23 protein-coding genes are annotated in these 25,334 nt (G+C 45.5%); 12 read left to right on the forward strand and 11 right to left on the reverse strand.

What is annotated here, in order from left to right:
• Positions 1-24 precede the first annotated feature (24 nt).
• Positions 25-930, reverse strand: coding sequence for a LysR family transcriptional regulator (locus EJ063_RS04690; protein WP_126572836.1), 906 nt, complete (start codon positions 928-930; stop codon positions 25-27).
• Positions 931-1,013: 83 nt separating this feature from the next.
• Complete coding sequence (locus EJ063_RS04695) at positions 1,014-1,907, reverse strand: LysR family transcriptional regulator (protein ID WP_126572837.1); 894 nt, start codon at positions 1,905-1,907, stop codon at positions 1,014-1,016.
• 115 nt (positions 1,908-2,022) lie between these two features.
• Here EJ063_RS04695 and EJ063_RS04700 point away from each other — a divergent pair, with 115 nt between their 5' ends.
• A complete protein-coding gene (locus tag EJ063_RS04700; RefSeq protein WP_126572838.1) occupies positions 2,023-4,044 on the forward strand; it encodes an alkyl/aryl-sulfatase in 2,022 nt (673 codons plus the stop codon).
• 482 nt (positions 4,045-4,526) lie between these two features.
• Here the strand turns inward: EJ063_RS04700 and tssI are convergent, their stop codons facing one another.
• Both tssI and EJ063_RS04710 read right to left on the reverse strand, forming a co-directional pair.
• Positions 4,527-7,514: a type VI secretion system tip protein TssI/VgrG gene (gene tssI / locus EJ063_RS04705; protein WP_126572839.1), complete on the reverse strand. Its 2,988-nt coding sequence runs from the start codon at positions 7,512-7,514 to the stop codon at positions 4,527-4,529.
• Between the two features lie 99 nt (positions 7,515-7,613).
• A complete protein-coding gene (locus EJ063_RS04710) occupies positions 7,614-8,132 on the reverse strand; it encodes an Hcp family type VI secretion system effector (protein WP_126572840.1) in 519 nt (172 codons plus the stop codon).
• 326 nt (positions 8,133-8,458) lie between these two features.
• Between EJ063_RS04710 and EJ063_RS04715 the strand changes: the two genes are divergently transcribed.
• A complete protein-coding gene (locus tag EJ063_RS04715; protein WP_126572841.1) occupies positions 8,459-8,716 on the forward strand; it encodes a DUF2999 family protein in 258 nt (85 codons plus the stop codon).
• A gap of 164 nt (positions 8,717-8,880) precedes the next feature.
• A complete protein-coding gene (locus EJ063_RS04720; RefSeq protein WP_126572842.1) occupies positions 8,881-9,141 on the forward strand; it encodes a DUF5062 family protein in 261 nt (86 codons plus the stop codon).
• Positions 9,142-9,225: 84 nt separating this feature from the next.
• Here the strand turns inward: EJ063_RS04720 and EJ063_RS04725 are convergent, their stop codons facing one another.
• Positions 9,226-9,588, reverse strand: coding sequence for a MaoP family protein (locus EJ063_RS04725; RefSeq protein ID WP_126572843.1), 363 nt, complete (start codon positions 9,586-9,588; stop codon positions 9,226-9,228).
• Between the two features lie 196 nt (positions 9,589-9,784).
• Between EJ063_RS04725 and EJ063_RS04730 the strand changes: the two genes are divergently transcribed.
• A complete protein-coding gene (locus EJ063_RS04730) occupies positions 9,785-10,678 on the forward strand; it encodes a LysR family transcriptional regulator (protein ID WP_126572844.1) in 894 nt (297 codons plus the stop codon).
• A 51-nt stretch (positions 10,679-10,729) separates the two neighbouring features.
• Here the strand turns inward: EJ063_RS04730 and EJ063_RS04735 are convergent, their stop codons facing one another.
• Positions 10,730-10,933: a hypothetical protein gene (locus EJ063_RS04735; protein ID WP_126572845.1), complete on the reverse strand. Its 204-nt coding sequence runs from the start codon at positions 10,931-10,933 to the stop codon at positions 10,730-10,732.
• 152 nt (positions 10,934-11,085) lie between these two features.
• Here EJ063_RS04735 and EJ063_RS04740 point away from each other — a divergent pair, with 152 nt between their 5' ends.
• The 3 genes from EJ063_RS04740 to EJ063_RS04750 are packed head-to-tail and all read left to right on the forward strand — an operon-like array spanning position 11,086 to position 13,343.
• Entirely contained in the window at positions 11,086-12,447 is a 1,362-nt protein-coding gene (locus EJ063_RS04740) for a DNA-3-methyladenine glycosylase 2 family protein (RefSeq protein ID WP_126573116.1), read from the forward strand.
• Positions 12,444-12,923 carry a methylated-DNA--[protein]-cysteine S-methyltransferase gene (locus EJ063_RS04745; protein WP_126572846.1) on the forward strand — a complete coding sequence of 160 codons (480 nt, stop codon included), beginning with the start codon at positions 12,444-12,446 and terminating at the stop codon, positions 12,921-12,923. Before EJ063_RS04740 ends, EJ063_RS04745 begins: the two co-directional genes overlap by 4 nt.
• 6 nt (positions 12,924-12,929) lie before the next feature.
• Positions 12,930-13,343 (forward strand): hypothetical protein, encoded by a 414-nt coding sequence (locus EJ063_RS04750; protein WP_126572847.1) that lies wholly within the window; start codon positions 12,930-12,932, stop codon positions 13,341-13,343.
• A gap of 49 nt (positions 13,344-13,392) precedes the next feature.
• Here the strand turns inward: EJ063_RS04750 and nhaD are convergent, their stop codons facing one another.
• A complete protein-coding gene (nhaD, locus tag EJ063_RS04755) occupies positions 13,393-14,832 on the reverse strand; it encodes a sodium:proton antiporter NhaD (protein ID WP_126572848.1) in 1,440 nt (479 codons plus the stop codon).
• Between the two features lie 347 nt (positions 14,833-15,179).
• Here nhaD and EJ063_RS04760 point away from each other — a divergent pair, with 347 nt between their 5' ends.
• Genes EJ063_RS04760 through EJ063_RS04770 form a run of 3 tightly spaced genes read left to right on the forward strand, consistent with a single transcriptional unit; the run spans position 15,180 to position 17,522 of the window.
• Entirely contained in the window at positions 15,180-15,920 is a 741-nt protein-coding gene (locus EJ063_RS04760; protein ID WP_126572849.1) for a nucleoside recognition domain-containing protein, read from the forward strand.
• Complete coding sequence (locus EJ063_RS04765; protein WP_126572850.1) at positions 15,920-16,387, forward strand: YjiG family protein; 468 nt, start codon at positions 15,920-15,922, stop codon at positions 16,385-16,387. Before EJ063_RS04760 ends, EJ063_RS04765 begins: the two co-directional genes overlap by 1 nt.
• A 10-nt stretch (positions 16,388-16,397) precedes the next feature.
• A complete protein-coding gene (locus tag EJ063_RS04770) occupies positions 16,398-17,522 on the forward strand; it encodes a M20 family metallopeptidase (RefSeq protein ID WP_126572851.1) in 1,125 nt (374 codons plus the stop codon).
• Between the two features lie 42 nt (positions 17,523-17,564).
• Here the strand turns inward: EJ063_RS04770 and EJ063_RS04775 are convergent, their stop codons facing one another.
• The 4 genes from EJ063_RS04775 to EJ063_RS04790 all read right to left on the reverse strand — a co-directional run bounded on the left by EJ063_RS04775 (position 17,565) and on the right by EJ063_RS04790 (position 23,635).
• Complete coding sequence (locus EJ063_RS04775) at positions 17,565-18,722, reverse strand: S8 family serine peptidase (protein ID WP_126572852.1); 1,158 nt, start codon at positions 18,720-18,722, stop codon at positions 17,565-17,567.
• 208 nt (positions 18,723-18,930) lie between these two features.
• Entirely contained in the window at positions 18,931-20,184 is a 1,254-nt protein-coding gene (locus EJ063_RS04780) for an ABC transporter substrate-binding protein (protein WP_126572853.1), read from the reverse strand.
• A 2-nt stretch (positions 20,185-20,186) separates the two neighbouring features.
• Positions 20,187-22,121 (reverse strand): methyl-accepting chemotaxis protein, encoded by a 1,935-nt coding sequence (locus tag EJ063_RS04785; RefSeq protein WP_158675988.1) that lies wholly within the window; start codon positions 22,119-22,121, stop codon positions 20,187-20,189.
• A gap of 209 nt (positions 22,122-22,330) precedes the next feature.
• Complete coding sequence (locus EJ063_RS04790; protein WP_126572855.1) at positions 22,331-23,635, reverse strand: dicarboxylate/amino acid:cation symporter; 1,305 nt, start codon at positions 23,633-23,635, stop codon at positions 22,331-22,333.
• Between the two features lie 510 nt (positions 23,636-24,145).
• On the opposite strand from EJ063_RS04790, the gene EJ063_RS04795 reads away from it, so the two are divergent.
• Positions 24,146-24,766 carry a LysE family translocator gene (locus tag EJ063_RS04795; RefSeq protein WP_126572856.1) on the forward strand — a complete coding sequence of 207 codons (621 nt, stop codon included), beginning with the start codon at positions 24,146-24,148 and terminating at the stop codon, positions 24,764-24,766.
• A 108-nt stretch (positions 24,767-24,874) separates the two neighbouring features.
• A complete protein-coding gene (locus EJ063_RS04800; protein ID WP_126572857.1) occupies positions 24,875-25,333 on the forward strand; it encodes a YaiI/YqxD family protein in 459 nt (152 codons plus the stop codon).
• Position 25,334: the final 1 nt, after the last annotated feature.

Genomic DNA, 25,334 nt, shown 5'->3' on the forward strand with positions numbered 1-25,334 from the left:
GTGGATTTAGTTTTATTTAATTAATTAGCTGTTTCGATGCAGGTGAGTCACTTGAAGTAAGGTCTCTTTTAGCCATTGGTGACCAGTATCTTGCTGTTGAGAATGATGCCAGGTCATATAAACGGGTAGGGTCTTTAGGTCAAAAGGGAGCGGGAGTACTTGCATCTGATGTGCGGGGGCTAATAGGTTGGCATGCCATTGACTCGTTACACATAGCCAGTCCGTTTGGGCTGCCATCATTACGGCATTACAGATCGAGTCGGTTTTGTAGGCGATATCACGTGAGGGCTGTGGCTCAATTGCCAAAGAGTCGACGATATCTTGGTTAAGGCGTTGAGTGCCCCACAATAAGTGTTTCTCTGCAAAGAACTGTTGATGACTGATACTGCCTTGAATACGCGGATGGTCACGATGGCAAACCACCACAAGAGGGAGCTCTAATAACAGTTCGTTGTGATAACCGTGTTCATTCAGTGGTGTGGTTGCGATCACTAAATCGACTCGACGCATACGCAAATTTGCCTGACGCTGCGTTTCGTCGTCATATTCAACATCGGCGGTAAGTTTCACGTTCGGTGCGTGTTGGTCTCGATACTGAACGAGCGGGGGGACTAGGATCAAATCGAGATCTTTATGGCTAGAGAGTCGGAAAGTGCGCTGACTTAATTCAGGGCTGAACTGTTGACGCGACTTGGCACCGTTTAATAGTAACGACAGTGGCTCTTGAATCTCTTCATGCAGCTCTATCGCGAAGTTGGTTGGTGCAATGCCGCGTCCTTTGCGGATAAAGAGTGGATCTTGATATTGCTCTCTGAGCCTATTGAGCGCATGGCTGACTGCGGGAGCAGTTATCTCTAAGCGGTCAGCAGCATCATTAACACTGCGAGTCTTCATGACTACATCGAATGTTTTGAGTAAATTGAGATCCATGAGTATTTCCGTTGTTACTGGCCTGAGATGAATGACACGAAATCGAGTTCAGCGCTTCGAAACGACAATATTACTCCTTTGCCTTAGTCAAAGTAAGATTTTAGCTTGTCTCTTAGCCATATATTGGATGGGCTGTTTCGGTCGCGATTGTGCGCCATAAGACGATAACGAATTGGGATGTCAGTGAAAGGGGAATCAATCACTTGAATATCCAACTTATCAGCAAACAGTTTTGCAATGCTCCTAGTCATAGTGGCAATGCAATCGCAGGTAGACACCATCGACATTTGCGAAACTAGTGAAGTGCATTCAGCCGCGACTTTACGTTCACTCAAGTTCTCTTCGGTGAAGTAGTCAGCAAGGTAAGCATCTTCTCGGCGCAGTTTTAGCGTGATGTGCTTTTCGTTGTAAAACTGCGCTTTGTCGATCTTACTTGAAATTCTCGGGTGCCCTTTTCTTGCTATCACACAAATATTGTCTTCAAACAGAGGTTCTGTGAAATACGCTTTGGTTGAATGCTCGGCAAATTCTATCGCGAGATCGGCTTGGTGCTGATTCAGTCCATGCAACAGCTGTTCTTCATTCGAGTGCGTCGATTGAAGCTCAATGGTTACGTTGCCTAGTGTAGTGTCAGCTTCGATTTTTGGTACCAACATTAGCATTACTGGCTCAGAGGTATACACCACAAACTTTCTGTGTTGCTCCGTACTAAACCCATCAAGATTTTCCAGCGCATTACTAATTTGTATTAGCGCGGGCTCAACCTGACGGATCAATTCTTGCGCGTGGTGTGTGGGTGCAATGCCCCGTCCCGAGCGTACGAACAGTGGGCTGCCCACTTGGCTCTGTAACCGCTTTAGTAATCCACTGACTCCTGGTTGAGTCAGCCCCATCTCTTCCGCTGCCAGTGTTATAGACCCATGGCGGTAAACCGAGATGAAGACTTTAAGTAGATTTAAATCGAGATTCTTTAGCATAGCTACCATTACATAACGTTTTGTGATGTTTTAAATGCAGTTTCATGTATGTATTGCTATGTGTCAACGGGGTATCTTAATCCCATACCCAATACCAAGACCTAAGAGGTTCGTTATGAAAGCTCGTTTTTCTCCTACCATTTTATCATTAGCTATTGCCGTATCATTTGGCGCTGTGGCGAATGACTATGCATCGATCGACACTTATGAAGGTAAGCCTGCATCGGCGCATACTAAAGCGGCCAACAGTGACGTGGCGAAAAGCTTACCTTGGGAAGATACGTCTGCTTTTGAGCGCACAAAACGTGGATTGATCGCTGAGTTTGGGACTCATGAAGCGGGCGAGCTCAAAAATAGATTTGAGTACATGACGGATATGTCCGTTGAAGATCTGCCGCCTACGGTTAATCCATCGATTTGGCGTCAAGGTATGCTGAACTACGCTGCTGGTGGCTTGTATGAAGTGACCGACGGTGTTTATCAAATTCGAGGTGCGGACCTTTCTAATATGACCATCTACCGCACTGATAACGGTTATGTGATTCACGATCCTCTGCTATCCAAAGAAGCGGCGGCGGCCTCTTGGGAGTTTGCTAAAGAGCATTTACCAGCGATTAATGGTGAGCATAAGATCACTGGTTTAATTTACTCACACATGCACGCTGACCACTTTGGAGGCTCTCGTGGCGTCGTAGAGTCTGGCGACTTTGCCGAAGATGCAGAAATTTACGCACCGAAAGACTTCATTAAAGAGCTAGCGGATGAGAACGTGATTGCCGGAACCGCAATGGGGCGTCGTGCTAACTACCAATACGGAACGACCCTAGATAACAACACCAAAGGCATTGTTGATAACGCACTGGGCTTAGGCACATCTCGCGGTAAAGTCACCTTAGTTGCACCGACACATGAAATTCAAGAGCGTGAAAAAGTCATTACCATTGATGGCCTTGAGTTCTTGGCGATCAACATGCCAGGTGCAGAAGCGCCAGCAGAAATTGTACTTTATGTACCTAAGTACCGCTCTTTGAACACAGCAGAACTGACGTACGACGGTATGCACAATATCTACACTTTCCGAGGTGCAAAAGTACGTGATTCATTGGTTTGGACTAAATATCTGACCGAGCTGAAGATGCGTTTTGTTGATGGTGGCTTGGTGGATAATATCCACGCGGCACACTCAGCGCCTGTGTGGAATGATGCGAATACTGAGGTGAATGAAATCTCAGAATACATGACGCTGCAACGCGATAACTATGGCTTTATTCATAACCAAGCGATGCGCCTAGCGAACCACGGGGTCACCATTAATGACGTTGGCCGTGAGATTGAAAAGATTATTCCTCAATCTCAAATCGACACTTGGCACACCAATGGTTACCACGGTTCTTATAGCCATAACGCGCGTGCAGTGGTGAACTTATACTTGGGTTACCATGACATGAACCCAGTTAACACCAACCCGCTGCAAAGCGTAGAGAAATCTTGTGTGTATGTGAATGCCGCTGGTGCTGATACGCTATACAAAGCAGGTATGAAGCACTTCGAACAAGGTGAATACCAAGAAGCTTCTCAATTGTTTAATGACCTCGTTCTGTGTAACCCGAGCAACATTGATTACCGTTTTGCACTGGCCGACAGTTTCGAACAGCAAGGCTATCAGTCTGAAACCATGGCATGGCGAAACAGCTACTTGCAAGGTGCCGTAGAGCTACGTACTGGCGACATCCAACCCTCAATCAAGTTGGCTTCAGAAGACGTAATAGCGAACACACCAACAGGCATGTTCCTAGACTTTATCGCCGTTACGTTAAATGCACAGAAAGCGGAAGCCGCAGGTCTAGATTTCAACTTTGGGGTTTACCACCCAGACGTTGGCGAGCGTTACTACGGTGAAGTCTCTAATGCCAATATGTCGAACATTGAAGTCGACAATATCCCAAGCGTGGACTTTGAGCTGATTATTCATAAATCGGACTTCACGAAAGTAGTGCTAGGTGACACAACCTTAGATGAACTCTTCCTGTCAGGACAAGCAGGCGTTAAAGGAGATGCCTCAATCATCAAGCAATTAGCGGGTACACTCGATAAGTTTGATGGAATGTTTGAAATCTTACCAATGCCGAAGAAGTAGTTGAGGCACTTGAGACATAAATAAAACGAAGCCCCGCAGTTTGCGGGGCATTCTTTTTCGTGTGGGACTGCTTAGAGTTTGGTGGCACTCTCGACTCGTTTATTTCACATATGATTCGCATACCTCAGACTTTAAAGCGATGGCAACCAGCCTTTCCTCATACTGCCTCAGTACTAATGGTATTTGGGCGTGGTAGTTACCTTGCTTAGCCTGATCTAGAAAACAAATATGTAAGCTATCGCCCTTCTTTTTGAGTAACTTGATGGAATAGAACCAGTATTCATCTTCCAGTTGAATTTCATGCTCTGTAAAGACTGGAGAAGGAAGCTGATCGAACTCAGGTAAATATGTTTCGTTGTTAGACCGCATAGGCATTAGAGAACTATTGAAAGTAGTAATGTCTAACTTGTTATAGATGTTCTGCAGATCCGAAGACCAAGATAAACTCGAGCAAATGATTCCGATTATAAGAATAAATAGTCTCATATTAATTCCTTAATTAATGAAGCTTCCTTCTTTCTTCTAGTGGGGTAGCTATCTTTAAAGTCCATCAAATTGTTGTACATCGAAAGCCAGTCTTGGGTTATTGATTGCTTCCAAAAAGCGGTTGTCCTTCGTGGTAAATAACCATACTGGTACGCTACAGACGCAATCACAGTTTGAGCCTCCTTTGGTAAGCACTCAAATTCAATTGTGCTTGAAGAAGAATTGTACATTTTTACTAACTTGTTCGTTTCTGACTTCTTAACTAGCTCATTGACCACTTCTAACTCTTCAGTCGTAATGGACAATGGCAGTGCATTAAGTTTCTCGATAGCTGGCTGGTTCTTTAAACCTACATACGGCGAAAATCTATTAATCAAATCTTCGGGTAGACCCAAGTTCTTGAGGTCTGTCACCGAGCGAGCCCCTAAATCAAAGCCTGTAGCAATAGTGACGCCACTTTGACTGTTCTTAGGATCTGGTACGTATCCAACAGTTTTGCTACCTTCAAGTTGCTGAATGAATTGGTGGTCTATCATCAATTTACAAGTAGACTTATACTCCCAACCCTCAATTAGCGCTTCATCCAATCCGAGAATTGTGCCTTGACCAGTAATGCCATCAACGGCACCAACTTCATAAGCAAGGTGGATTTGGTTGGTCTGCGTGTAGCTCTCTTGAAAAAGCTTAACTTGATGCTCGGTGGTTGAACCATAGTCGCCATCTGCGCCAAACTTACCCAGGTCAAAGCCTAGTTTTAACAGAGCTTGTTGGATGTATTCTACTTCTTGGCCTGATGCGCCTATTTTATATGGACGCGACTCACGATTAGCCAGTTTATCGAGCGTTAATGATGGATTAAGTAGGGCTGACTTTAAGCGTAGGGATTCAACTTTTTCAGAAGAGCTCGTAGTAGTTTGCTTCTCACTCTTTTCAGTGCTTGTATTTGGAAGGCTCTCAGCCTGAGCGTTGGCTTGAAAAGGTACAACAGTAGGGGAGTCACTCGTTTTGCTTGCACTGATTTCGATAGGTTGTGTGGCGTTAATCGAAGTGTTGTTTTGAAGTGTTCTAGATTGTTTTACCGCTTGTCCAGAAAAGCCACTGCCATTACTCGCGCTACCACCAGAGTTCAAGTTTACGGCGTTTCCAACCAAATGAACTCCGGCAGGGTCGACTTTTAAGAAACTGCCAGCGGCTTTCATTGTGATTTCTGAGCCAGCCTCGATAACGACTTTATTGCCTGCTTTAATGTGAACCTCAGAACCGGATTTATTGACCCAAACAGTGCCTGCTTCAAGATGCAACTCACCCTCTACAATCAAAGTGCGTTCTTTTCCAATGGTGCTGCGTGATTCCCCTTCGACAGTGTGGTGATCATTGCCTTGTACCTGAGTGTATTGGTTGCCAGATACGGTGAGATGTTTGTCGCGCTGAATGTCTAAGGTGAGGTCATGTTTGATTTCACTGTCCCAATCTTTTTGAGCATGGATGAAAATCTGCTCTTTGCCGGATTGATCTTCAAAACTCAATTCATTGTAGCCTTCACCTTGGTGTGTTTCGGTGCGGATGATGGTTTTCGTTTTGTGCTTGGGCAACGGATAAGGTGGCGTGTTTGTAGCATGGAATGTTCGGCCAGTAATGATGGGTTGGTCAGGATCGCCATGCAAAAACTCAACAATGACTTCATGGCCCACTCTTGGTATTGCCATCATGCCTGCCCAACCTTCGGCAACGCGAATCCAACACGAACTGTGTTCATCTCCGGTAGAGTATCGGTCCCATGGAAACTGGACTTTCACGCGGCCATATTCATCGCAGTAAATCTCTTCATTTTCAGGCCCAACGACAGTCGCAATCAGTGGGCCACTCATAATGGGTTTGGTGGTTGGTTGCCCTTGCCAATTGATGTGTTTAGGGATAGCGACAAAGTCGTTTGAGTAGGTAGTGGGATTAGCGCCCGCGGCTTCTTCTAGCGCTTGAGGCTGTTCCCCTAGATGGTGAACTGAGACCAGTAGCCATTGAGTGTTAAAGTCGTTGTCGAGATGAGCCGTTAGGTCAAATTTGTAACCGGCTTGAAGGTTAGCAACATCGCTTTTTCCTTGGATTTTTGATGCTTCGCGCCTGAGGTATTCAAGGCGAACTTTTGAGAACTTTTCACCACAAGGATCGGATTTAAATCGCCCAATGGCGTCAAAATACTCATAATCATTGCGCTGGTAGTCTGTATCTGGTGCGATGGATTCATGCAAAAACGAGTATTTAGGTTGTTTAAAGAAGCGATCTTTTAAAATGGCATGACTTTCTTGAGAAGTTGTCGAGCGGTGCAGGGAACGAATATAGCTTTCATCGGCATGGCCACCGGCCAATGAATTATAAGGCACTGAAAGGGACAAGCTTGGAAGGTTCGCACTGCTATCAGTGAACAACAGTGTGTGCTTTTTTTGCGTGAAAATAAAGCTGTAAACCAACCCTTCTTCCGCGAGTAACCTATGCACAAAATCTAAGTCTGTCTCGTTATATTGGACGCAGAACTCGCGGGGGAGATATTCCTGTCTAATTGAAAAAGCAAAGTCCTCCACTTTCATTTCTTTAAGCAAGATCGAGATGATCTCAGGCACAGATTTTTGCTGAAAAATACGGCTGTTTTGTCTTAATGACAACCGTTCTAGTGCAGGAACCAGCGTGAGACCATAAACGGTATGATGGTGTCCGGTGTCTCCTCGACTAAAATTGCAGACAACCCCGTGCACTCGCTTTACGACTTCATTATTGCGATAAAGCGTTAACTGAGCTGTTTTATCGATGATGTCATTCGGATCAATGGATGGATGTCGACTCGCCAAGTGAACATCATAGCGATAGCCGTTACAACACTCTGCTGACTGCGTTGTTTGCTGTGAGATAACTTCGTCACCTTCGAATTTCGTTACCACGAAGGTGCTTTGATCTAGGCCTTCGACATTGAGAGTGAAGTGTAAAGTGGTCATTGTTTCACCTTTGAATCACCGAGCCAAGAAGCATCAAAATTGCGGTTAGAATCAGGAGGAAATAGCCCACCATTTCGATGGGCTAGAATGCGTGTAAGATTACGCTTCAATAGGCTTGCGCCAGTCGTCAGAACCTGATGTGCCCGCATTAACGTGATCCCATGTGATCTTACGGTAAGACATAGATACGGTTAGGTTTTGGGTGAAGTCTGACATTGATGGGTCTTGGCAGTGAGGCATTTCACAATTTATATCCACGATAGAGGCGTTCTCAAGCTTTGTTGTGAAGAAGTTTTCTTGCTTGCCTTCAATGGATGTGCGGTACCATTTCAGTTCAACGCTCTTCATCTTCTCGCCCGAAGAGAGTGCGTTATAAAGTAGAGGTACGGCTTTGTTGAGTGACACTGTAAATTGGAACGGCTTATGGACACGTTGACCTGAAGGTTGGCCTGACTGAGGGTCAGTCGGTACGGTCACGGTATGATCAAACTTCTGTACTAGCATTTCATCTTCATGGCCTTCAACAAATGAGTCACCGATTGAATCTGCAGTACATGCGCCTGCCGTAATGAGTCCCTGAGTTTCACCGTCAATTGAGATATAACATGGAGTTGGCATAACGAACTTTCCTTTGTTGTGTTAAGTAAACAATTTAAATGCATGAATATAGGAGCAACGGTCATGCCGAAAAGCTAAGTCGTTATAAATCAGTAGCTTGGGTTGTTTTGGTGCGTTAGGTAAGCAACATGTTACCTAGCCTAAGCAAGATGCTGAAAATGACTGAGCAAGGTTGTGAAAACGCTGTAAACTTTCGTGTATATCGGGTGAAGGGACAGATTCTTCTCTCTACGACTTGAAAATGACGGCTACGGATACCAAATAGTAATAAACGAAGGTAATGTTCGAGATGATTCGAATGTATTTAGTGATGATAAGGTAATGTGATGAACCCAATTCTTGCGCTTTTGAAAGAGAACAACATCAGTGATGAGCAAATCAACGAGCTTTTTCAGACGTTAACGCAAAACCCACTTGCTGCAATGGCGACAATCAGTCAGCTAGGCCTGCCACAAGACAAGCTGCAACTGCTGATGGGTCAAGTTATGCAAAACCCTGCGCTAATTAAAGAAGCAGTTGAAGAACTTGGTTTAGATTTCTCGAAAGTTGAAGAAGCAAAAGAGAAGCTACAGCAACAAGACTAAACTTACGCTAATGGTTATTCTAAATCGCTGATTTCATCCGTGAAGTCGGCGATTTTTTTCTAAGTCGAATTTTTAGGGCGCGGCTAGCAAAGTGAGACTCTGTTAAAAGCACGAGATGAACGCTTTGATATACTGATCAGAGATAAATAGCTAGGACGAGAGATATGTCAAAAACTGCCAAACTTGAACATGAAGATAAGTTGGTTAAGAAAGCACTCGAAATTGGTGTGAAAATGGCAAAAATGCAGGGTTTCGAGCTTCCTCAATCCCCTCAACCGACGAAAGTGAAAGCCGTTTATCTATTTTTGGTGGATGCGAAGCAGATTACGCCTTTACCAGAAAGCAAACTCGATGGGGCAAACATTAAGCACCGATTGGCGTTATGGATTCACAGTGCTTTACCAGACAATGACCCTCTGAAGTAACGTACTGGAGAATCGACAAAAAATACCAACAAAAAATACCAACAAAAAAGCGAACGGGTAGGTTCGCTTTTGATTTATTCATCGTTAGTCTTCTTCAACCAAGCTGACATCATCTGAATAATCTTCAATGCTGCTCGCATCTGGCTTGGTTCGTCCGTTTAGAGTATGGAAACGCTTACGTCCACGTGCTAGCTGTACGTACTTGAGCCAAACACGCTCTAGTTTAGACTTCGCTTTGCCAGGGTGAACCAAGACCTTAACGAAGTGTTTCTCTTCCGCGTTTTCCGCTTGGAGCTCGCCAGATTCCAAGCCCAACATGGTATCACCATAAAGGGTTAGGATTTCTTCTTCTGCAAGCGTAAAATCACCAGACTTGGCAAAGCCGCGTGGGAACTTAGTGTTGTCGTAAAAACGTTTTTTGCCATGACGAAATTGAGTGTCAGACATTTTGGTAGCCTCTATAAATACCTACTGAGTAAACTAGAGCGAAAAGTAGGCGTAAAATTCATAAAAGAAAAACAAAACCTTTTTATCTTTACTATTGAATAGTTTTATTTAATTTAGATAACACTTTAGTGACTTGAAGATTATAAAATTTCACCGGACTTGCTAACCTTATAAGATTGTCGGTAGAGGAACCCCAATGGACGTAAAAGTCTTTAGAACGTTTTTAGAACTGGCTCAGGTCAGACATTTTGGTAAAGCAGCAGAGAACCTATACATCACACAAGCTGCCGTGAGCGCTCGTATTAAGCAGTTGGAAAGTTATTTTGATACGCAGCTCTTCATCCGTGATCGCAATAACATCAAACTGACTTCATCAGGCGAACGTTTGATCGGTTATGCCGAAGTGATGGTTAGCACCTTACAGCAAGCCAAACTGGAGCTGTCTCTTGAAAGCGGTAAAGCTCTTCAGTTGACGTTGGGTGGCACACCTAGCGTATGGGATGCGTACCTACAAAACTGTTTGAGCTTAGTGACGGATGAGTTTGAAGGTTACGGCTTTATGGCTGAGATCATGGGCCGTGAAGTTCTGAACCGTCAGTTGCAAGAACGTACATTGGATATGGCGTTTGCGTTTGATCAAATCAAAGCGGACGAACTCAATTGTAAGAAAGTTGCAGACGTGGTGCTGATACTCGTTTCTACCCGAGAAGAAGCATTAGAGACGGTTTTTGAAGATAAGTATGTGTATGTCGATTGGGGCACCAAGTTTGCCTCAGAGCATGCAGAGCGACACCCTAAAATTCCAGCGCCTTACCTACGTACATCGACCGCACGTATCGCATTAGATTTTATCCTTGAAAAGGGAGGAAGTGCTTACTTACCGGCCTCACTTGTGGAGCCATTCTTAGCCAGCGGGCAACTGAATAAGGTTCAAGGTGTCGAGAATTGGTATCGACCGATCTACTTAAGCTATCGCAAAGCGAGTACGTCGGTTGAGGCGATTAAACAAGTTGAAGAGTTAGTGAAAACCATCGATCCCGTTACTGCTTTCAGCTTACAACAGATGGCTGATTTACCGGTAGATGAGTAACCATATTTAAAAAGACAACCCACGATTAGGGTTGTCTTTTTTTGTTGGACTTTAGAGGCTCATTAAACTCTCGATCGATTCCTCGATGCTCATTTCATGGTACGAGCGTATGGATTGACCATCAAACGCATCAATCAATATACGGTCTATGTTAGTGGGGCCGTGGTCATCAATAATGCCAAGTGTCTTCTCGACATCATCACACGTCATAGTGAGATCGCCTTTAAGCACAATCGTGCAAGAGTGCAGGTTCATAGCCAACTTCCTTATTATTAATATGTCTGCATCTTTAATCGTAGAATAAGATTTTTGCTTCGCAACTAAGATTGAGTTCCGAAAATGGCTAGTAATTACCCCTCATTCACTTACACTTTTGCTTAATAGCTTGAAGGATAGTGAAAAATCAGATGGAACGATTGGGTGAATTTAGTAAAAAAGAGTGTCAAATTGCACGTATGTCGCGTGATCCCCGTTTTGATGGTCGGTTTTATATTGGAGTGAAGACAACAGGGATTTTTTGTCGTCCCATTTGCCCTGCTAACCTGCCGAAAGAAGAGAATGTCGAATATTACTTCGATAAGGCTCAGGCATTGCAAGCGGGATTTCGCCCCTGTTTACGCTGCCGACCTGACAGTGCGCCAAGCTCGTGGGCATGGAAAGGGGTAGAGACTACCTTTCAGCGCGCCGTAGCGTTAATTGAGCAAGGTGCTTTGAGCCACTGCTCCCTTGGCGAACTTGCCGAGCGTTTGGGCATATCCGATCGCTATTTAAGAAAGCTCTTTAATCACTACTTAGGCATGTCTCCTAAGCAATACGCGCTCTCTTATCAGCTAATGTTCGCCAAGCAGCTACTGCATACGACTCAGCTCACCATTACCGACATTGCTTTAGCGAGTGGGTTTAACAGCGTACGCAGATTTAATGACGCTTTTCAGCAGCTGTTAAAACTGACACCTTCTCAAGTACGTAAGCAAGATATCGAATCAGATAAAACCAACTTTCTCGATTTGGCATTCAGAGGCCCACTCGATTGGCAGTTCATGCTCGGTTTTTATCGACTGAGAGCAGTTGAGGGATTAGAGACGGTCACAGACAACAGCTATCAACGTACGGTGATGTATGGAAAAGAAAGAGTCTGGTTTCGAGTGTCGAATCCCAAGTCAGCTATTATTCGTTTGGAGTTTCAGTTAGACAATATGGGCTTGCTCAGATCGCTGGTGAATGACGTTCGTAGAATGTTAGATTTAGATTGCGATGTGACACTTATTGAGCAGCAACTAACGGAGCTAGAGCCTGATCTTATCAAACAGTCGGGGATTCGTATTCCAGGAGTATGGAGTGTCTGGGAAGCGGGTGTGAGGGCGATTCTCGGTCAGCAGGTTTCGATTAAAGCGGCGATCGGGCAACTGAATCTACTCGTCCATACTTTACAGCCAAACAGCGTGACGAATTTCCCTGTTCCTAAAGACGTGGCGCAAGCAGATTTGTCTTTTCTCAAAATGCCTCAAAGTAGGAAAGAGACCTTGAAGCGATTTGCTGAGTTTATGGTGGATAAGCAAGAAAGCTCACCTGAACAGTGGCTTGAAATTAAAGGCATCGGCCCTTGGACGGTCAATTATGCACGTTTGAGAGGGAGTTCAGAACCTAACTGCTTTCTAGATGGCGACTTAGTCGTGAAGAAAGCGTTAAAGCAGTTTTCACAGTTAGATGTACAATCCGTTTCTCCATGGGGGAGCTACGCGACTTTTCATTGTTGGAGTCATTCATGATTCGATATTACACCTCATTTACTTCTCCGTTAGGTCGAATTACTATGCAGTCAGATGAGCATGGTTTGTTGGGTGTGTGGTTTGAGACACAAACCACACAACCAGAGGAGCTTGGTGAATATACTGATAAGCATCCTATACTTATTAATACTATCAAACAGTTACAGGAGTATTTTGCGGGTGAACGCGAACAGTTTGATTTACCGCTCGCCGCCAAAGGGACAGAGTTTCAGCAAAAAGTGTGGCACGCTTTAAGCATGATCCCATATGGCGAAACATGGAGCTATCAAGACTTAGCCAATGCGATTGATAATCCTAAAGCGGTTAGGGCAGTAGGATTAGCGAACGGGAAGAATCCGATTTCTGTGATTGTGCCGTGTCATCGAGTGATTGGTAAGAATGGAAAGCTGACAGGCTATGCTGGCGGAGTAGAGCGAAAAGAAAAGCTGCTCAAGCTGGAGAAGGTTAGGGAGTAACTTATTATGATGAATCGTAGTGTGATGATATTGGGTTTGATTGGCTTTACAAGCTTAACTTTGCTTGGCTGCTCTGAGCAAGACGCCGAACGTATGCTTAATAAGCAAACCTACGATTTTGTCGGAGTTTATGAAAATCAATACAATGGTGATCTGCTTGAGTTCAACAATGCTCAAGTGACCGTTATTCGCCCACAAGGTGGAAACTTTACCAAGTCATTCCAAGTCGATGGTAATCACCTCTCTATCCAGATGCGCAATAGCTCGAAAGAACAGCGAGAAGATATTGTTATGCGTATTCATGGCAAAAATGAACTCCTTACTTGTAGCGTGTGTGCAAAGTATCAACTCTCTCCTACATGGTTGAAACGATTGGATTATTCGTTGCTAGAAAGCGAAATGTCAAAACAGTCACAATGAAAAATGCCGCACGCTAAATAGCATTGCGGCATGAAAACAGCAACGAACATTAAGAACTGAATAGCCCAGAGTTCATCATCAAGTGAACGGCAATACTCGCGATGTAGCCGATGGCGATGACCGGCATCCACTTCAAATGTCCAAAGAAGGTATATTTTCCGTGCGCTGCCCCCATCAAAGCAACTCCGGCCGCAGAGCCAATAGAGAGTAAGCTACCTCCAACCCCTGCGGTGAGCGTCACCAAGAGCCAATTGCCCATATCCATCGATGGCTCCATGGTCAGCACAGCGAACATCACCGGAATGTTATCGACAATGGCTGACAAGATCCCGACCATCACATTGGCCCAAACCGGATCCCATTGTGTGTACATCACTTCTGAAATGGTTCCTAGGTAACCTAATAAGCTTAAGCCACCGACACACATCACGACGCCGTAGAAGAACAGTAGCGTATCCCACTCGGCGTGAGAAACACGTCTAAATACATCAAAGGGCACAACAGAACCCAAGCGTTTTAGGGCGTGATCATCGCCGTTTTCAATTGCAATGGTGGCTTTCTTGTGCAGCGATGCTTTGAGTGTTCTGCGCAAGAAGAAGCCGAAAAACTGTAAGTAGGCGAGCCCCATCATCATGCCGATCACGGGTGGGAAATGGAGCACAGCGTGGAAGGCGACGGCGGTGGCAATGGTTAGAATAAACAGAGCCACAATACGTCGAGCACCACGCTTTAGTTCGACATGCTGGTGGACAACGTTTGGCGCGGTATTTGGCACAAACATCGACATGATCAGAGCAGGTAGCACGTAGTTGACCACAGATGGGACAAACAATGGCATAAATTCAGCAAATGAAACATGACCGGCCTGCCAAACCATCAGTGTGGTGATGTCTCCAAATGGGCTGAATGCGCCTCCGGCATTGGCAGCGACAACGATATTAATACAAGCAAGGTTAATGAATTTTGGATTATCCCCGCCAACTTTCATCACCACTGCACACATCAGTAGGGCGGTGGTAAGGTTGTCAGCAATTGGGGAGATAAAAAACGCGAGAATACCGGTTAACCAAAATAGTGTTTTGAAGTTGAAGCCTTTCCCTACCATCCAAGCTTGAAGTGCATCGAACAGTCTGCGTTCTTCCATCGCACTGATGTACGTCATCGCCACAAGCAAGAAAAGCAGCAGCTCTGCGTATTCAAGTAAGTTGTGCTCTAAAGCTGCCTTCGCCACTTCGATTTGATCGTATTGGGAATAGACGTAACCGATCATCGCCCAAATGATACCGGCTGCTAGCAAAACAGGCTTTGATTTGCGCAGCTGCAAATACTCTTCGAGCATCACCAAAGTATAAGCAATAGCGAAGATGATCAGCGCCGCATAGCCAATGGTGGATTGGGTTAAAGGTAAGACTTGATCACTAGAGGTGGCAGCGTAACTCGATACGGGCAGCAACAGTAGGGTGACGAAAAGAGACCACAGCAGCTTCATACTTTCACTCCTTGAAAGTGTTGGTAAGATTCTTGGAAAGTTATTGTTTTTGTGATGAATCCATTCTAGTGAGGAATTGATATTGGATATGTGAGATAGGTTGAACTGTTTGAATTGTCATCAGATATTTAACCAATTATGACTAAAGTATGAATCTTTATGATATGCAATGTTGATTTTTGTGTGTGGTTTTAATTGCTGTTTATGCTCGGAATCACAAAATATGATAAGTCATTAAAGTCTATTAATAGTTTGTATCACTATTTGATTCTGATCATCACTCTCTAATCCCCTTTAACTCAAGATCCTATGTGTCCTGTTCCACATAATAAAAACATAGGTGAATTATGTCTGATCCAACTCAAAAGCAACGCAAGGTCACGTGGGGTTGCTACGTTGCTCTCGCGTTTGCGGTGGTATTCTTTTCTGGCTTGATGAAGTCAAACGAATGGTATGGAGTACTCGATTTTACAACCTTAAACGGCTCGTTTGGTAAGGTAGCCTACGATGTAAAAGATACCGCTGAAGGTGTCGAAGCGGTAACAACCTCACTACGCGGTAAAGGCGGTAGCGGTGCTCGTGATGGTTTTATTTTTGCGTTAACTCTTATCCCAACAGTGATGTTTGCACTAGGCGTGATCAACGTTCTTGAGCATTACGGCGCACTCGATGCTGCTCGTAAACTGCTTACTCCTTTACTACGTCCACTTATGGGTGTTCCGGGCAGCACTGGCCTAGCGCTAATTGCTTCATTGCAAAGTACCGATGCAGGTGCAGCGATGACGCGTCAGCTAAAAGACGAAGGGCGACTTACTAAGCGTGAGACCGATGTCTTTACCATGTTCCAGTTCACCGCAGGTGCAACCATCGTGAACTTCTTCTCTTCAGGTGCAGTCCTCTTTACCTTGACTCTGGCAGATGGCTCGACAGCAGTAACGACGTCGATTGGTTTGGCGGTCGCGATCATGTTCGTGTTTAAGTTTGTTGGCGCGAACTTATTCCGCATCTACCTAAACCTGACTGAAGGAAAAGCTGACAAAGAAGACAAAAATAACGATGCCCAGAACCTAAAAGAGGAGACTGCATAATGAGCGAAGTGAAAGCAAGAAAGCCGATGGTAACGGACATCTTCGTTGAAGGTGCTAAGAAAGGTTGGGTTATCGCAACAACATCAACGGTACCGAATGTACTGATGGCATTCGTCATCATCAAAGCGCTGCAAATTACTGGTGCGTTAGACGCGATGGGTACCATCTTTGCGCCAATCATGGCGGTATTTGGTCTTCCGGGTGAAGCGGCGGCTGTGCTGATTGGCGCATGGATGTCGATGGGCGGCGCTGTGGGTGTAGTCATTACCCTGTTTGACCAAGGCATTCTTAATGGGGCGCATATCGCTATTCTCGCGCCTGCTATCTACCTAATGGGTTCTCAAGTTCAGTACATGGGACGCATCATGGGGCCAATTGGTACCGAAGGTCGCTACATTCCAGTGATGATTGCCATCTCGGTTCTGAACGCATTCGGTGCAATGCTAGTCATGAACTTATTCGTTTAGGGGCGTAAAGATGAATTTCTCACTTAATGAATATTTAGAAGAACTGCGCCCTTTGATTGATGTTGACTGCGGGACTTATACCGTTGATGGCATCAAAGTTGTAGCAGACCAGTTTGAAGCGAAGTTCGCGCAGCTGACAGGCTGGAATGTAAAACGCATTGATTGTGGCAAAGCGGGCGTAGGCCTAGAAATTCGTAATGAGCCAGAGTCTGAAGCTATCGATGTAATGCTGATTGGCCACATGGACACAGTGTTCCCTGTAGGGACAGCTGAACTTCGCCCAATGACAACAGACGCTGAAAAAGCCTACGGTCCGGGTGTGTCAGACATGAAATCGGGTCTACTGAACGTGGTTTATGCGATGCGCAACCTTGATCAATCGGTGCTGGATAAGCTTTCAATCTGCATTTGCATGAACCCTGACGAAGAAACGGGTTCATTAGATTCAGTGGATTGGATTCAAGCAACGGCGAAGCAAGCAAAACACGTATTGGTTGCGGAAGCCGCACGTGCCGATGGTGGTTTAGTCAAAGCACGTAAAGGTATGGCTCGCTACAAGTTGACCTTTAGTGGTGTTGCAGCTCACGCAGGTAACGAACCCGAGAATGGCCGCAGTGCGATCACTGAGATGGCTAACTGGATCATTGCCATTAATGCCATGACTAACTTTGAATCGGGCACAACACTTAATGTTGGTATCGTATCTGGCGGCGCAGGCGCTAACATTGTTCCTGAGCATGCGGAAGCGATTGTTGATGTACGATTCTGGAGCAACGCTGAGTATGATGACGTAGACACGGAATTGAATGGACTGACTCAGCGCTCGTTTGTAGATGGTGTGTCTATACAGTTAGAGCGCGAAGCGTACAAACCTTCTATGGTGCCAAGTGAACAAACGGAATCTTTAATGGCGTTGGTTGAGCAATCGGCAGATGAGTTAGATATCGATATCAACTGGAAGGAAGTCGGTGGTGGTTCAGATGCGAACAATACCGCTATTTTAGGTGTTCCGACGTTGGATGGGCTTGGGCCAATTGGTGCTGGTTTCCATAGCGACCAAGAGTATTTGCTGCTGGAGTCTATCGAACCGAGAATCCGCTTGTTGATGCGAGTGTTAGAAAAGCTCGCTAAATAAACGATGTAAAAATGCCCAGATGAGTCATCTGGGCATTTTTCTTTATAGGCTAATAATAGGGTCTGGGCTTCCATCTGGATCGCCTACCGCAAAACCATTGCTATTCGGGCTACCGTTAGTCATCAACAACACACCACAGGCGTGAGGGGCCGCCATCGACGTCCCGCTGTAGCTGACCGTACCGCCCCCTTTCTTGGTTGAAAGAACACTGACTCCTGGGGCAGCGTAATCGACCGGAGGATTGCCGTAATTGGAGAATGAAGCAAATACATCGTTACTATTGGTGGCTGAAATGGTCCAAATGTTCGCACCGTTTGCTCGAGCAGGAGACGCATTATTCGCATCTTGACTGCTGTTGCCGGCGGCAAGTGACACCATAACGCCACTACCCCCGAGAGCTTCAACAGCAGCATCGAGCGATGGGCTTACCCCACCACCTAAACTTATGTTGGCGCAGCCTTGTCCGTTAGCCACACTTGCCACATAATCCACACCAGCAATTACCCCTGATGTTGTTCCTGAACCATTTCGATTGAGCACTTTAATCGGCACGACCGTCGCACCAGCAGCAACACCGACGACATCAATACTATTATCGACAGCGGCAATTGTGCCAGCTACGTGGGTGCCATGGCCGTGGCCATCATCAGGGGAACGATCTTTACCAGAGGTAAACGCAGAGAACCCGAGCCCTCGATCAACATTAAGGTCGGGATGATCAAGGTCGATGCCCGTATCGATAACCCAAGCTATTTTCCCGCTGCCATCAACCGGGCCTCCGACTCTTGTAATACCCCATGGCGTTTGTTGGTTTGCCGGGGGATCGCCGGAGTTATCTTTGTTCTTTCCTTTTCCCGGAGGAGGTGCGCTGACAAACACCAAGCTATCGGGCTCAAAGCTGACGATATCTGAATCGCTACCGAACGCGGATCGAGCCTCAGAACAGCTCATCTTGACGGCAAAGCCTTTGATCGAGTGTTTATAAACATGCTTGGCTTGAGCATTGGAGGCGCTCAGCATACCTCGAACCCGTCCATCGACATCGAATTTACTGATGGAATCATTGAATTGAACAATACAGGTTTGCTTTGCTTCAAGTTGCATTGTTGCCGTTGAATGTGTCGGTTGCTCCGCTGCACTTTGAAAGGCTACCGGTGTCAGCATCAACGTGAGTAGCTGTGCAATTTTACTTGGTTTCATCGTACACCTCAGTGTGTTTCTATCTCCAGTTTCTCATTATTGATAATAGTATAAATAGATGTTATTTGAGGGTAGATCTGGACCAATTGGTTAAGGGATTTAGATTTAATAGGGGGTGTCTTGATTGGGTAACAATTAAGTGTATGGAAACGTGGAAATAAAAAGCCCCGCTCGAGTTGGCAGGGCATCGTTCTTAGTATCAGATTTCTTAGTAACAGATCTCTTCGCTATTGATTTTTTGCTGGGGAGGATACCAACTGCTTAAACTCTGTTGTAGCGTTTGAGCGGCGCGGTAAGGCGTTTGCTCACCAACTAGGACACCGTGTGTCGTGTTCCAAATTTTGTCTTCCAAACTGTTCTCGCCACGGCTTAAATATTGCGCGGCACTTCGGATGGTTGAGTCACATTCATTACGCCACGAAAGCATGGTGGCTGCCGATGGATCATCCACTTCAATAAAGTGGTTGGAAAGACTGAAAAAGCCAGGAAGGGCGTTAGTCAGAAGTTCTGCAAATTCGGCGGTGGTCATCCAAGTGAGTAGCTTGGTTGCGGCTTCAACATTCTCTGAATGCTTATTGATACCGATACCGATGTCTGTGTGATCGCTGAAGTAACACTCGTCACCGCGCTTGGCAACAGGCGGCTTAAACACGCCGAGTTCAATCTCATCACGGAAAGTGGGAATACCCCACGAGCCAGCAGGGTAAACCGCCGCTTTGCCTGATTTAAAGATCTCGATACTGTCAGCGTAGGTGCGGTTTTGATAATTGGTTCCGAGGTACTGTGGCCAAGTCGCGAGTTCTTCAAAGACCGCGCGATAGTGAGGCGCATTGATTGGTTGCGTACCTTGGATCACACCAACACGACCATCCTCACCGTTCCAGTAGTTAGGGCCGATGTTTTGGAACGCGAGCGTCGCTGGAACCCACTTGTCTTTAACCGCCATCGTCATTGGATCGTAGCGGCCGTCTTTGTTCACGGTATCAAGAAGTTGATAAAACTCATCTCGGGTCTGTGGCTCGTTTAGGCCAAGTTCGCGGAATATTTGCTTGTTATAGAAAAAACCGTGAATAACCGATGCCATCGGCAGACAGAATGTGGTTGCGCCAGACTCCGTTTGCCAAGGTTGTTGTGCAAAACTTGGAAAGTTTTCGATGCCTTCCATTTCGGTGACTTCGAGTAATACGCCTGCTTTGTAGGAATCTAGCGAAGAATCAAACGGGCGACACATGAGCATATCGCTCGTTGCATCCTTGTTTAGAATCGCTTGGTCGTAGTCACCAAACGCGACTTCTCTAAATTCAACTTTGATATCTGGATGCTTCTGGTAGAAAGCAGGCAGGATTTTCTCTTGCCATACTTTACCTTCGTTACTCCAAGTGTCGATGGTGATCGTGGTCGCCAATGTACTCAGTGGCAATAGTGCGATGCTCGCGGCAACAAGTTTTTTTACTGCTTCCATGACTACACCTTAAATTTCTTGATCAGTGATTCTTGTTGAGCGGCCATCTCTTTTAGTACGCCACTGCTTTGTGAAGCTTGATGGGCCTCGTTCTCTGCTTGCTCCGATACCATTGCAATGTCTTCGATGTGCGATGAAATATCAGTACAAGAACGAACCTGTTCTTCTGTTGATTGTGCGATTTGCTGAGACATTTGATGAATCTGCTCTAGCTGGTGGTTAATCGCATTAAACGCTTCTTCCGTTTTCAGGTTCTGGTTAACACAAGAGGCTGCGTGGTGTTGGCTTTGCTCCATAACGGACACCGAAGACGACACAGACGACTGGATGTTCTCGATCATTTGACGTATCTCATCAATCGAACGATTAGAGCGATCAGCAAGGCCACGTACTTCATCAGCGACGACGGCAAAGCCTCGGCCATGGTCACCTGCGCGAGCTGCTTCAATAGCGGCGTTTAAAGCCAGTAAGTTAGTCTGCTCAGAGATATCGCGAATCACATCCAGTATGTTGCCGATTTCTTGGCTGTACTGGCTAAGGTTTTGCGTAATTTCTGCCGCACTTGTGATGTTTTCCACCAAGTTGTTGGTGTACTGAATCGTTGTTTCGACTTGCTCACAGCCTTGGGTTGCAGCCATTGACGCTTCATTGGTCAGTGCGACGGCAGATTCACTGTTACGACCAATGTCTTGTGAGCTGATTTCCATTTCAGTGATAGAAGCCGCAACACTCTGCGTTTTGTGCTTTTGCTCTTGAGCGCGTTGCTCTGCCGCAGAACTGATACGAGCCGCTGACTGAGCTTCCTCGACCAATTTATCGGCACCGCGGTTCATTTCGCTAAGAAGTTCGGTCATTACGTCTGCTAGGTGGTCAACAGACTTAGAGACTTTACCAAACTCACATTCTGAGTGGTGCTTGGTACGCTCTGTCATATCCCCTTCCGTCATTAAGCTCAAAACGCGGTTGATCTTTTTCAACGGTCGATGAATCTGCAGTGCAATGTTGTACGCAATTAAGCCACCAATAATCGCAGAAATAAGCGCTACCGCAGTCACGATGGTGTTTGCTTGCTCGGTTGACTCAGTTGCATCCGCAACGCTGCGTTTAGAGATTTTATGTGAATAGGCGTTGTAATCTTCGATATGAGCCTGTACCTGAGACAACATGAAGTTTGCCTCTCGGTCTAACTGACTGGTTTTGACGACGAGTGCTTGTTGCTGTTTTAGAAGTGCAATCAAACCATCATCGGCTAGGGTGATACGTTCAATTTTTTCTAAATTGTTCAGGAAGCGTTGCTTAACTTCATGCTCAACGTTGATTGTGTCAAGACGTTGCTTAGCAATCTCAATATCTTTTTGAAGTACAGAGAACAGCTTATCAAGGTCGGTTGATTGTTCTACGCGGCGAACGTTCTTAAGATCTCGTGTAATACCACTGGTGATCAGTTCAGCGCGGTTGTAGAGCGATCGCTTAACCGATGCTTTTTGTAGCAGTAGGTTGGCTGCCCAAGTGTAGGTATCTTCAACACGAACGAACTCGATCTGCTTAGCGGCAATTTTCTCATTGGTCAGCACTAATTCTCTATGGCTTCCAATCACCTGATCTGCTTTTGAAAAGAATGATTCGGTTGAATTAATGATCTGATCCACTAACGCTTGTGAGCGTTCAGTCGGAGAGTATTGGCGCTTTTGCTGTTTCGCGGTATCGAGCGCTTGGTGCTTGTTGTCAAAGTTGCGTTTAAGCGCTGGTAGCTTTTCACTTTGGTAGGTTGCACGATACTCAAGAAGGTAAAGACGGCTTTCTAAAATGCCTTGCTGCAAATCCTTCGCTGCGCGTTCCATTTTAGAAGAAACGTCAATCAGAGCATTGATACTTTGTTTGCTTTTTAGGTTGTTGTGGTAGGAAACGCCTGAAGCGACCAACAAAAGAAGGAACATTATCCCAAAGCCTAGGACAGTCCTTTGTACAATAGATAGTGACATGCTTAAAACTCTTACAATATAGCGCCTCGTATATTCGCATGTTTCTTATAGTAGGTAAATATTCATTAGAAATTAATAATAAACTTACTACTAATTGGGTAGGGTTTTGAGACTTTGAGCAAAAAAAAGCCCCCTAAGAAAAGGGGGCTTGAAAGTTGGAGAAATTAAGCTTGATGCTGTTTCAAGTGCACTTCTTCTTCAGCAACACCTGCCATTGGGTCATTGAAGCGGTTCTCATCAAACGCACCTTCAGATTTCGCCACAATGATGGTTACCGCGCTGTCACCCGTGATGTTAACCGCAGTACGAATCATATCGAGCAGACGGTCAACACCCATGATAAGTGCGATGCCCTCTAGCGGAAGACCAACTTGGTTCAATACCATTGCTAGCATCACTAGACCAACACCCGGAACGCCCGCTGTACCAATCGAAGCTAGGGTTGCGGTCATAATGACCATCAAGTAGTCACCCATCGTCAGGTCAATATTGAACGCCTGAGCAATGAAGGCTGTCGCCACACCTTGCATGATGGCTGTACCGTCCATGTTCACTGTCGCACCAAGTGGTACTGTGAATGAAGATACGCGGTTTTCTACGCCCATACGGTTTTTCGCGGTTTCCATAGTAACTGGAATGGTTGCGTTTGAAGAAGCGGTAGAGAAAGCAAACATGATTGCGTCTTCCATCTTCTTCAAGAAGGTAATTGGGCTAAGACCAGTGAAGCCCTTTAGCATCACACTGTATGTGACTAGGCCGTGCAGCAGTAGCGTACCAGCGAGCACTAAGAAGTACTCAGCCAAGTTAACGATCGCACTCAAGCCTAGACCAGTAAACAGCTTCGCCATCAAGAAGAACACACCGTATGGCGCTAGGTTCATCAAAATAGCAACCAGTTTCATGATCACTTCGTTCAAGTCAGAGAAAAACGCAGCAATACGCTCACCAGGTTTACCAGCTGCACTGATCGCGATACCGAATAACACAGCAAAGACGATTACTTGCAGGGTTTTACCTTCGGCCATGGCACTGATCGGGTTGGTTGGGAACATATCTATGATCACTTGTCCCAACGATGGTGCGTCTGTTGACTTGAAGGAGCTTGCAGCTGTGAGGTCTGCACCTGCGCCTGGTTGGAAAAGGTTACCCATGGTCAGGGCGAGAGTGATAGCAACTGCGGTAGTTGCGACATAGAAGGCGATGGTTTTACCACCCATGCGTCCGAGCGTGGAAAGATCTTTCAGTGAGCTTGTACCACAAACCAGTGAAACAAACACAAGAGGAACAACAAGCATTTTTAAGCTGGCAACGAAGATTTGTCCGCCAACTTCAAATAGTCCATTAACGATGTATGCATCGACAAATCCATTGTCAGCAAATAGGCTGCGAATCGCAAATCCCGTCAAGATACCTGCTACCATGCCTAAAATTACGCGGCCGGTTAGCGACATCGGTTTCTTGGTATTCATAGTGAACACTCCTTATAGTTATGCACCTTGAGTTCACTTCAAGGCGAGCAGGAGATTAGCAGGCGTTCAAAAAAATAAGAAAGAGATTTAGCTCGGTGAATTTATAGATGTGATCTTAATCACTCGAATTTTGTGTTATTTAACCTTTAATTAACCAGTATGCTTAACGGAATTATCTGAATTTTATGAATTGTAACATTAAAAATTCTGTTGATTGACATTCTGGTGTTTCTCATTACTTGAGAAATTAGCTGCATATTCTGATGCTGCTTGGGTGGAAATGAATATATAGTCGTTGGATATGCACATAAGTATTCAATGGCCGATGCACCGTCTGTTGATCCATAAATTGTCTATTCAACTTTAAGCATGATCAGGGTTCCTGTCATCGCTCTCGAACTTTCAGCTTTCTTCACTCTCTGACAAATTAGCTATTATTGTGTATTGGATTTGCGACATACATGCTCTATGTTAATCGCCAATCTAACAATAAAGATAATGACATCGATTATGAATACTGCATTGCTGGGGATGTTTATCCCAACGTTCTTCTTTGTTTCTATAACCCCGGGTATGTGCATGACCTTAGCATTAACGCTGGGGATGAGTGTTGGCTATCGACGTGCGCTATGGATGATGGCGGGCGAGTTAGTAGGCGTTGGCTTGGTTGCCGTTGCGGCGGTGCTAGGTATTGCGGCTGTTATGCTTAATTACCCATGGCTGTTTGTGGCGTTAAAGCTGATAGGTGGCGGTTATCTGTTTTACCTCGGTATTCAGATGTGGCGCTCGAAAGGCAAACTGGCGATCAATCTCGATGAAACAACACCAACTCATCAAAGTGATTGGGATCTGGTTGTACAAGGTTTTGTCACAGCCATCGCCAATCCTAAGGGCTGGGCGTTTATGATTTCCTTATTGCCGCCTTTTATCGATCAAAGTGCCGAGTTGGCTCCGCAGCTCATCGTCCTAGTGTCTATTATTTTACTGTTTGAGTTCATTTGTATGACGCTGTATGCGGCAGGTGGTAAGGGGCTCAAAAAGCTACTTGGTCAGTCGCAAAATGTTCGTTTAATGAATCGAATTGCGGGTACCTTGATGATGGGTGTCGGTGTTTGGCTATTAATGAGTTAATGATGGCGTATACACAGCGCTATCGGCTAAATAGAGCTATTAACTCGCATTGAATTGCGGTCTAATTACACCTCTTACAATTCCATTATAAATAGGAAAGCCAACTTGATGAAAATTTGGGTAGATGCGGATGCATGTCCAGTTGTTGTACGTGATATTTTGTTCCGAGCTTCTGAGCGCACTGGCGTTGAAGTGACACTGGTCGCTAACCAGTTCATTCGTACACCGGCATCACCAAAAGTGACCATGCTGCAAGTTCAAGCGGGTTTCGATGTGGCAGATAATGAAATCGTAAAACGTTGCCAAACCGGTGACTTGGTCATTACCAGTGATATTCCGCTTGCCGATGAGATCATCACCAAAGGCGGTCATGCATTAAGTTCGCGTGGTGAAATGTTTACCAAAGAGAACATTAAATCTCGCCTCAACATTCGTGATTTTATGGAAACCATGCGCAGCAGTGGCATTCAGACGGGTGGCCCAGCGCCGCTTAACCAAGCTGATCGTCAGCAATTTGCCAACCACTTAGACAAGTGGCTGGTGCAGTGGCAACGGGCACAAAAATAGA

The organism is Vibrio aquaticus, assembly GCF_003970385.1.
Taxonomy (GTDB): Bacteria; Pseudomonadota; Gammaproteobacteria; order Enterobacterales; family Vibrionaceae; genus Vibrio; species Vibrio aquaticus.